This is a genomic window from Laceyella tengchongensis (assembly GCF_900182735.1).
In the GTDB taxonomy this organism is placed as follows: Bacteria; Bacillota; Bacilli; order Thermoactinomycetales; family Thermoactinomycetaceae; genus Laceyella; species Laceyella tengchongensis.
In genome coordinates this window covers 1-7501 of the sequence record NZ_FXTU01000018.1, presented here as the reverse complement: position 1 = coordinate 7501, position 7501 = coordinate 1, and the positions used below count along the sequence as shown (strand labels likewise).

Here is a 7501-nt window from a genome sequence, read left to right as displayed (position 1 = left end):
TCAGCATGCCGCGGTGAATACGTTCCCGGGCCTTGTACACACCGCCCGTCACACCACGAGAGTTTGCAACACCCGAAGTCGGTGAGGTAACCTTTTTGGAACCAGCCGCCGAAGGTGGGGCAGATGATTGGGGTGAAGTCGTAACAAGGTATCCCTACCGGAAGGTGGGGATGGATCACCTCCTTTCTAAGGAGCTCTTTCTAGAGCATAATCGATCATTTTCTTGGGTCACGTGACACTCACTCTTTAGTTTTCAGGGAACAATGAGGGATGAAAAAGCCGCAATCGGTTAACCGATTGCGGCTTTTTTGTGTACTTTTCTAACTCTGTCTTCGGATTGGAAACCCTTTCTTGGAACGCGGATCATTTGAAGCGGAGATCAGAGAATCATCTGTGCGTATTTATTTGCATTGGAGGGCATGGTACGCGGCGGAAGAAGTGTGTTTGTTGTGTGCGAGCACGGAAAGGATAGCGTAGGAGTGTTGACATGCTCTTGTGTCAGAGCGGGTTAGTCACATTGGTTTGCTCAAGTGGTATGAAAAGATTTCATTTACAACAAGATAGTTATAGCGAGCTTGTTCTATTTTTATAAAGGAGTATTGGAAATCAATCGGATTACTTCCGATTCAGAAAAGAAAATTATGTTTTCCGATGTGTTTAAGAAGGGAATAATCAACGCTAAGATTGGAGGGGTGAAAAGGTTGCTGAAACAAATCGAAGTGAAAAATTTAACGAAGATTTACGGTAGAGCCAGCAAAAAGGCACTAAAAATGTTATTTCAAGGAAAGGACAAACATGAGATTCTTAAAGAGACTGGTGCGACCGTCGGTGTGAACCGTGCCAGTTTTGTGATCAACGGTGGAGAAATCTTTGTCATCATGGGCTTGTCAGGTAGTGGAAAATCGACGCTCTTGCGTATGCTCAACCGTTTGATCGAACCGACTGCGGGCCAAGTCTTATTGGATGGCGAAGACTTGGTTGAAATGCCAGCCGACAAATTGCGCGAAATCCGTCGCAAGCGCATCAGCATGGTGTTTCAGAAGTTCGCCTTATTTCCGCATCGCACTGTGGTCGAGAATGTGGAATTTGGGTTGGAGATTCAGGGGATGGATGGAAAAGCCCGTAGGGAAAAGGCTTGGGAAAGTTTGAAGTTGGTCGGCTTGGAAAATTATGCTGACAGTTTGCCGGATCAGCTGAGCGGGGGGATGCAACAACGGGTCGGTCTTGCGCGTGCCCTAGCGAATGATCCGGATATTCTGTTGATGGATGAAGCGTTTAGTGCACTGGATCCACTCATTCGCAAGGATATGCAGGATGAGTTGTTGGAGCTACAACGCAATATGAATAAGACCATTATTTTTATTACCCATGACCTGGACGAAGCACTGCGGATCGGTGACCGCATCGTGTTGATGCGCGATGGTGAGGTTGTCCAGATCGGCACACCAGAGGAAATTTTGACGAATCCGGCAGATGAGTATGTGGAGCGGTTTGTTGAGGATGTAAATCTCGGCAAAGTCCTGATGGCAGAAAGCATCATGCAAAAACCGGAAGTCGTGGTGCTGGGTAAAGATGGGCCAAGGGTAGCGTTGACCCGGATTCGGGATAAACGCATTCCGACATTGCTTGTGATCGATCGCAACCGAGAAGTAAAAGGTTTATTGACTGCAGACAAGGTGAAACAAGCGGTAGCGCAAAATATGAAAATCGAAGAGGTTATGATAGAAGACATTGTAAAAGTGCAAAAAGACACCCCATTGCAAGAGGTGTTGGCTTCCATGGTGCAAATGGATTTTTCTTATCCAGCCGTGGTGGTAGATAATAAGGAGCGCTTACAAGGCATTGTTGGCCGAGGCGCGTTGCTGTCGGCATTGGCTGGACAAGGGGGTGATACGGCATGAATGGCATACCCAAAATTCAGTTAGCTGAGTGGGTGGATGCGCTCATTAAATGGATGCAGGTGCATTTCGCGCCTTTTTTCGCGGTCATCCAAGGGGCGATCGAACCGACGACTGATTTTTTCGAGCGCATATTGACGGTGTTGCCCCCTTTGCCGACCATTCTCCTATTATCCCTGATCATATGGCTGTTGAGTCGCTGGCGCATAGCGTTGTTTGCTTTGTTGGGTATGTCATTCATCCTGTATCTCGGTTTGTGGGAAGCCAGTGTACAAACCATTGCGTTGGTATTGACCTCGACGCTGTTATCGATTGTGATTGGTATTCCCCTCGGGTTGTGGGTAGGACGTAGCGATCAAGCTAAAAAAGTGATCTCACCACTATTGGATTTTATGCAAACGATGCCTGCGTTTATCTATTTGATTCCTGCGGTGTTCTTCTTTGCCTTGGGGGCGGTTCCAGCTGTGATCGCGTCTGTCATCTTCGCGATGCCGCCCACGATTCGAATGACAGGGTTGGGATTGCGGCAAGTATCGAGCGAGTTGAAGGAAGCGGCCGACGCGTTTGGTTCCACTCCGTGGCAACGGCTAGTAAAAGTAGAGTTGCCACTGGCCAAATCCACGATTTTGGCAGGGATCAACCAGACGATCATGCTATCATTGTCGATGGTTGTGATCAGTTCCATGATCGGTGCGGGTGGACTTGGTGAGATCGTGTTGCAGTCGATCTCGCGGTTGCAAGTCGGAAAAGGGTTTGAAGCCGGTTTGGCGATTGTAATCATCGCCATCATCCTAGACCGAATGACGCAGAATTTGGGTGAGCCTCGTCAGCAAGCGAAAGGGGCGACCCCGTGGGCGGGAGTCCGCAAATGGGTGTCGATTGTGGCGATCTTGGCCCTGTTGGGCTTGGGAGTGGCCTCATATGTCAAACCTGGCGGTGCCAAAGAAAAAGTGACGCTGGCTTATGTGAGCTGGGATACGGAGATTGCGAGCACCCATGTGATGAAACGCGTGCTAGAAGACCAAGGGTATGAAGTTGACTTGAAAGAAACGGAAGCGGGTCCAATGTGGTCAGGAGTCGTGGCAGGCGATGTCGATGCGCATTTGGCGGCATGGTTGCCCGTGACGGGAAAAGTGTTTGTGCAAAAGTACAAAGGGCAATACGACGATCTTGGTGTCAGCTTAAAAGGAGCGCGGTTGGGTCTGGTGGTGCCTAAGTATGTGCCGGTTGACTCCATTGAAGAATTGAATGCAAACAAAGACTTGTTTGGCGGCAAAATCATCGGAATCGATCCCGGCGCTGGCATCATGCAAAACACGGAAAAAGCGATCAAGCAGTATGGATTGGACTATAGCTTGGTCAGCGGGTCAGATGCGACGATGACGGCTTCGCTCGCCAAAGCGATTGAACAGAAAAAACCGATTGTTGTCGTCGGTTGGCAACCGCACTGGATCTTTGCCAAATATGATCTGAAGATCCTCAAAGATCCCAAGGGACTTTATGGTGAGGAAGAGCAGATCCACACCATCGCCCGCAAAGGGTTGAAAGAAGACATGCCAGAAGTGTACCGTATTTTGGATCGGTTTGCATGGACCAAAGAGGACATGGAATCGGTGATGCTCGACATCCGTAAAGGAAAGACACCGGATGAAGCTGCAGAGGCATGGATCAAAGCGCATCCTGAGAAAGTGGCTGCATGGACAAAGAAATAAACAAAAACCCTGGGCCGGTTAAGCGGCCCAGGGTTTTTTTCTTTTTTTCAGGCGGATTGCGCCTGTTCCTCGGCGAGGAGTTTGCGCTCATAGGCTTTAAAAAACGGCCAATAAATGACTCCTGTCAATATCAAGTTGAACAAGTGGAGGCATACGGCTTGCCAACTCCCGCCTGTAGCTAAGTATGCACCGATTGGGCCGGGAAGTGTCCATGGTACCAATAGGGAGATTTTATCGATCAAGCCGATAGAGAATGCGGCATAAGTTACTGCGGTGCAAGCCAAAGGCGCGAGGATGAACGGGATGAACATCATTGGATTCATTACCATAGGTACGCCGAAAATGATGGGTTCGTTGATGTTGAAGATGCCCGGCACGATGGAAAAACGGCCTACTTGCTTGAGATAGGAAGATTTAGAAAAAAGCATGAGCACGCATAAGGACAGAGTGGCGCCGGAACCACCGATCAAAACAAACCATTGGAAGAACGGTTCCACAATCAGGTTGGGCAATTCTTTGCCAGCTACTGCCGCGGCGGCATTTTGGTCAAGCAAAGCGAACCAAATCGGATGGAAAATGGACCCGACTACGGCGTCGCCATGTATGCCAGCCGCCCAGAGCAACATGATGAAGAGGACCGGAACCATCGCGCCCAAAAACGTGTTTCCGGCGAATATCGCCAACGGTTGAAAGAGGCTTTGTAACAAAGCGTGTAGATCAATGTCCAGCAACACCCTGATCGTCCACATGAACAGAACAATCGCTGTGGCTGGAATCAGCGCTTCAAATGACCGCGCAACCGAACGAGGCACGGATTCGGGCATGTGGATGACCCATTTTCTTTGTTTGAGGAAGCGCATGGTTTCCACCGCGATGAGCATGGCGATGATCGACATGAACAATCCGGCTCCGCCCATATGTTGCAATGGCAACAGCCATCCAAGTGCTTGGTCTGCGGGTAATTTGTCGTCGAGATTGACCGGAACCGTCGCCATAATAAACGTAGCCATGGTCAGCAACCCACCGGAAACGCCGTCCAATTGGTACGATCTGGCCAAGCTGTGGCCCATTCCGAAAGAGGCGTAAAGAGCCATTAGCCCCAACGTGAGACGAAAGGGTACAACAATCAGTTCTTTATACGGTTCCACTGCTTTAGCCCAAGATTCGACAGGGGGATTGGCGATGATAATGAAAAAGCAACCGACGATGATTAAAGGCAGGGTTGCGATGATTCCGTCGCGCACCGCTCGGATATGGCGCATTTCGGAAATGCGAGCCATTGGCGGCATTAACCGAGTCTCAATCCATTGAAGAAAGAGTTGCATAGGCGCCTCCTTGTGTAAATATATTTTGAAGATTCTGTATAATGACCTTCCTATCTGAAATATATCTCATAAATGGGTGCGTTGTCCATGTGTGAATATTGTTATAATAATGTTGGCAGTATGGGAACGTCACTGCATGACTAGGCAGAAAGATCAGGGGGAATGGATATGCGCGTGGTGATGGTTTGCTCGGGTGGAATGTCAAGTGCGATTGTGGTCAATGCGGTCAAGGCATTGGCCGACCAAGAAGGGTTTCCTTTGGAAATCAAGGCCGTCGGAACGCATGAATTTGAAGCTGAACTGGCTCGGCATGACCTGGGCTTGGTCGCGCCGCAAGTGAAGCATCGTTTGGCCCAATTTGAGGAGATCGGTAAACGATTGGGAATACCGGTGGCATTGATTCCGCCACTCGGTTATACTCCCCTTGGCGCCCCCAAAGTGCTGGAGCTGATCCGGCGATACAATTAGGGACAGGAGTGGAGAGCATGAATCATGAACAAGAGTTGTATGAAATCATCTTGCATGCGGGAAATGCGCGTGCCATCGCTTATGAAGCGTTGGATGCTGCAGAGGCGTTTGATTTCGCCAAGGCGGAAGAGCTAGTCAAGCAGGCGGAGGAGGTGCTGAACGAAGCACACAAAGCACAAACCAAGCTGATTCAAGCTGAATTGAACGGGAAGGCTGGGGAGAAAACTTTGTTGATGATCCATGCTCAAGATCATCTGATGACGGCGATGAGTGAACAAAAGCTGATTGAACGCTTGATTCGGTTGGTGAAGAAGCTAAAAACACCCTAAGCGGCCAAATAAGGGAGGGTTCCTGCGTGAAAAGATGGGGGATTTCCATTTACCCAGAACATTCCACCGCGGAACGTGATCAGGCATATTTGCGGTTGGCCGCACAACACGGTTGCAGACGGGTGTTCACTTGCCTGCTTTCGGTGGAGGCTGGGCCCACACAAGTGAAAAAGCAGTTCGCTGAACTGACCGCATGCGCCAAAGACTTGGGCATGGAGATGATCGTCGATGTAGCCCCCCGTGTGTTCCGGGCATTTGGCGCTTCGTATGAGGACTTGTCCTTTTTCCATGAGATCGGAGTGGACGGGGTGCGCCTGGACATCGGTTTTGGTGGGCTGGAAGAATCGGTGATGACGCATAATCCGCATGGGTTGAAAATCGAACTGAACATGAGCAACGCCACCAAGTATTTGGAAAACATTTTGAATCATCAGCCCAATATCAGCCGATTAATGGGATGCCACAATTTTTATCCGCATCGCTACACGGGATTGTCCTATGCGCATTTTGTCCAGTGTAGCCGTATGTTTAAGGCGCGCGGGATACGCACTGCCGCATTTATCACTTCTCCTAATGCGTCGTTTGGGCCTTGGCCGGTGACAGAAGGTTTGTGTACGTTGGAAATGCACCGCGATTTGCCGCTTCATGTGCAAGCCAAGCATTTGTTTGCAACAGGCTTGATTGATGATGTGATTATTGGTGATGCCTACGCAACCGAAGCTGAATTGCGGGTGATGGGCCGTATCAATCCCGACTTGCTGTCGTTCACAGTGGAATTGGCGGATGAGGCCAGTCCGTTAGAGCGGAAAATCGTGTTAGAAGGATACCATATCTATCGTGGGGATGTGTCAGAGTACATGATTCGTTCGACAGCCTCCCGCATCAAATACAAAGCATATCCCTTTCCTCCCCATCGCACAGTGGACATTGAGCGGGGAGATCTCCTGATTGACAATGAACTGTACGGACAATATAAGGGCGAATTGCAAATTGCCTTGAAGCCCATGCATAATTCCGGCAAAACCAATGTGATAGGCCGGATCGTCCCTGAAGAGGTGTTTTTGCTGGATTATTTGAAGCCGTGGGCCAAATTCACATTTACGGAAAAGATGGATGCTTGAAGTGGGCAAGGAAGCGGTGAATGTTGTTTTTGCATGGATAATAACCTCATTGGTTGCAGAGGTTCACTTGGTCATCATTGGGCGCCAACGAAATCAAAAAGGGGAGGACGTAAGCGGGTTGGCGAGTCAACCCGCTTTTGGGATGCGAAGGGAGGTGTATCAGTCGAGGAAGGACATTAGAAGGCTGGCTGAATGCGGATGGATCAAGGTGAAAGGCACGGTTTTAATAAAAAAGTAAATTAAAGTGTTGACATTATGTATAGAAAGGTGGTAAGATCATATTTGTCGCCGCAAGAGCGGTGCAAAATAAAATGAAGCGTTCCTTGAAAACTAAAGAGTGACAACGTGACCTGTCAATTCGATGAAACACTTAACACTTTAGTGTTTAGTGTTTTACAACTCCGCGAGCTTTGCTCGGCGGAGTATCAACTTCGAGCATAGACTCAAACCTCAGTTTCACACCGAAGTGTGAAACCTTTAACGGAGAGTTTGATCCTGGCTCAGGATGAACGCTGGCGGCATGCCTAATACATGCAAGTCGTGCGGGGGTCTCCGGACCCTAGCGGCGAACGGGTGAGTAACACGTGGGCAACCTGCCCGTAAGACTGGGATAACTCCGGGAAACCGGTGCTAATACCAGATAATCTC

6 protein-coding genes and 2 rRNA genes are annotated in these 7501 nt (G+C 49.3%); 7 read left to right on the top strand and 1 reads right to left on the bottom strand.

Annotated features, from left to right (window positions below; all coding sequences use genetic code 11):
• The 3 genes from QQZ12_RS16740 to QQZ12_RS16730 form a co-directional block, all read left to right on the top strand.
• Positions 1-186 (top strand): 16S ribosomal RNA (locus QQZ12_RS16740); the annotation flags it as partial.
• 518 nt (positions 187-704) lie between these two features.
• Entirely contained in the window at positions 705-1901 is a 1197-nt protein-coding gene (locus tag QQZ12_RS16735) for a quaternary amine ABC transporter ATP-binding protein (RefSeq protein WP_102993848.1), read from the top strand.
• A complete protein-coding gene (locus QQZ12_RS16730; protein ID WP_102992683.1) occupies positions 1898-3610 on the top strand; it encodes an ABC transporter permease/substrate binding protein in 1713 nt (570 codons plus the stop codon). Before QQZ12_RS16735 ends, QQZ12_RS16730 begins: the two co-directional genes overlap by 4 nt.
• 47 nt (positions 3611-3657) lie before the next feature.
• Here QQZ12_RS16730 and QQZ12_RS16725 read toward each other — a convergent pair whose 3' ends face one another.
• Positions 3658-4935 (bottom strand): PTS sugar transporter subunit IIC, encoded by a 1278-nt coding sequence (locus QQZ12_RS16725; RefSeq protein ID WP_102992682.1) that lies wholly within the window; start codon positions 4933-4935, stop codon positions 3658-3660.
• 168 nt (positions 4936-5103) lie between these two features.
• On the opposite strand from QQZ12_RS16725, the gene QQZ12_RS16720 reads away from it, so the two are divergent.
• From QQZ12_RS16720 to QQZ12_RS16705, 4 genes are all read left to right on the top strand, one after another.
• Entirely contained in the window at positions 5104-5403 is a 300-nt protein-coding gene (locus QQZ12_RS16720) for a PTS sugar transporter subunit IIB (RefSeq protein WP_102992681.1), read from the top strand.
• 17 nt (positions 5404-5420) lie between these two features.
• Positions 5421-5732, top strand: a complete 312-nt coding sequence (locus QQZ12_RS16715; RefSeq protein WP_102992680.1) for a PTS lactose/cellobiose transporter subunit IIA — start codon at positions 5421-5423, stop codon at positions 5730-5732.
• A 26-nt stretch (positions 5733-5758) separates the two neighbouring features.
• On the top strand, positions 5759-6853 hold the full coding sequence (locus QQZ12_RS16710; protein ID WP_102992679.1) for a DUF871 domain-containing protein: 1095 nt from the start codon (positions 5759-5761) through the stop codon (positions 6851-6853).
• Positions 6854-7330: 477 nt separating this feature from the next.
• Positions 7331-7501, top strand: a 16S ribosomal RNA gene (locus QQZ12_RS16705); the annotation flags it as partial.